General features: G+C 73.1%; 1 protein-coding gene. It reads left to right on the top strand.

Annotated elements, in window-relative coordinates:
- Nucleotides 1–2,239, top strand: a 2,239-nt coding sequence (locus tag H5J30_RS28335; RefSeq protein WP_181790134.1) for an RICIN domain-containing protein, incomplete at both ends; no start/stop codon positions are given.

The following is a 2,239-nucleotide window of genomic DNA, read 5'->3' as shown; positions in this document are numbered from 1 at the left end:
CGCGGCTGGCTCGCCGGGCAGCTCGGCACGCTCCTCGGCGGGCTCTTCGGCCGCTACGACCGCATCTCCCACTTCCTCGACTTCGACGGCTCCGGCTGGGTCCACCCCGACCGCGCCGGCTGGGAGGAGGTCACGTACTGGCTGCGCGGCTACGTCTCGCTCGCCGCGCTCACCGGCGACGCCGAGGCGCAGGCGACCGCCCGCCGCTGGATCGACGCCATCCTGGCCACCGGGCAGCCCGACGGCTTCTTCGGCCCCGCCCGGCTGCGCACGGCCCTGAACGGCGGCCCCGACTTCTGGCCGTACCTGCCGCTGCTCCAGGCGCTGCGCAGCCACGAGGAGTTCACCGGCGACGAGCGGATCGTGCCGTTCGTGCTGCCGTTCCTGCGCTTCATGAACGCGCAGGGCAAGGGCGCGTTCGACTCCAGCTGGGTGTCCAAGCGGTGGGGCGACGGCATCGACATCGCGTACTGGATGCACGCCCGCACCGGCGAGGACTTCCTGCTGGAGCTGACCGACAAGATGCACGAGTGGGGCGGGAACTGGGTCGACAACTTCCCCGACCTGCACAACGTCAACGTCGCCCAGGGCTTCCGGGAGCCCGCGCAGTACGCGCTGCGCGCCGGCGACGCCGACCTCACCCGGGCGACGTACCGCGGCTACGAGCGGATCCTCGACCGGTACGGTCAGTTCCCCGGCGGCGGCTTCGCCGGGGACGAGAACGCCAGGCCCGGCTTCGGCGACCCCCGGCAGGGCTTCGAGACCTGCGGCACCGTCGAGTTCATGGCCAGCCACGAGCTGCTGACCCGGATCACCGGCGACGCGCTGTGGGCCGACCGCTGCGAGGAGCTGGCGTTCAACCTGCTGCCCGCCGCCACCGACCCGGCGGGCCGCGGCGTGCACTACGCGACGAGCGCCAACTCGATCGACCTGGACGACGTGCGCAAGAACGACGGCCAGTTCCAGAACGGCTTCGCGATGCAGTCGTTCCAGCCCGGCGTCGACCAGTACCGCTGCTGCCCGCACAACTACGGCATGGGCTGGCCGTACTTCACCGAGGAGCTGTGGCTGAGCACGCCGGACGGCGGGCTCGCGGCGGCGATGTACGCGCCGTGCGAGGTGCGCACGCGGGTGGGCGGCACCGACGTGGCGATCGCCGAGGAGACCGACTACCCGTTCACCGAGACGGTGACCCTGCGGGTCACCGCCGAGCGCCGGGTGCCCTTCACTCTGCGGCTGCGCGTGCCCGGCTGGTGCGACGCGCCGGAGGTGACGGTCAACGGGAAGCCGGTGGCGGTCGCTCCCGGGCCCGGCTTCGCCCAGGTGCGGCGGAGCTGGGGCAGCGGCGACACCGTCGTGCTGCGGCTGCCGCAGCGCACCTCCGTGCGGGTGTGGGACGACAACGGCGGCGCGGTGAGCGTCGACCGGGGGCCGCTGACGTACTCGCTGCGCATCGGCGAGTCGTACGAGCGCATCGGCGGCAGCGACGACTTTCCGCACTTCGCGGTGCACGCCACCACCCCGTGGAACTACGCCCTGGCCCCCGACGCCGCCGACGGGCTGGAGTTCCACCGCGACGACGGCCCGCTGACCGGCGACCCGTTCACCCACGAGCACACCCCGGTGCGCATCACCGCCCCGGCGCGCCGGCTGCCGGAGTGGGTCGCCGACCGGCAGCGCGTCGTGGCACCGCTCCAGCAGAGCCCGGCCCGCAGTACCCAGGCGCCGGAGTCGGTGACCCTGATCCCGATGGGCGCGGCCCGGCTGCGGATCACGGCGTTCCCGACGGCGGGCCCGGACGGCACGCCGTGGACGCCGGAGCCGCCGTACCACCGGGTGCAGAACAAGCACAGCGGCAAGGTGCTGGCGGTGGACCGGATGTCGCTGGCGGACGGCGGCAGGGTCCACCAGTTCGACAACTCCGGCACGTCCGACCACTCCTGGCAGCTGCGGGAGCGGGACGGCGGGCTGCTGGTGATCCGCAACGGTCACAGCGGCAAGGTCCTCGCCGTCGACGGCGGCTCGACGGCGAACAGCGCGCCCGTCGTGCAGTACGAGGACGACGGCGCGCCGGACCACCTGTGGCGGATCGTGCCCGACGCGGACGGCTGGTTCCGCATCCGCAACGAGCACAGCGGCAAGGTGCTCGGGGTGGACGGCATGTCGACGGCGAACAGCGCGCAGGTCGTCCAGTACGACGACAACGGCACGGCGGACCACCTGTGGCGGCTGGTCGCCG

The sequence above is a fragment of the Streptomyces phytophilus genome, from assembly GCF_013870535.1.
Lineage (GTDB): Bacteria > Actinomycetota > Actinomycetes > Streptomycetales > Streptomycetaceae > Streptomyces > Streptomyces phytophilus.
The sequence above is the reverse complement of the archived record's forward strand: the minus strand, read 5'-3'. Positions and strand labels throughout refer to the sequence as shown.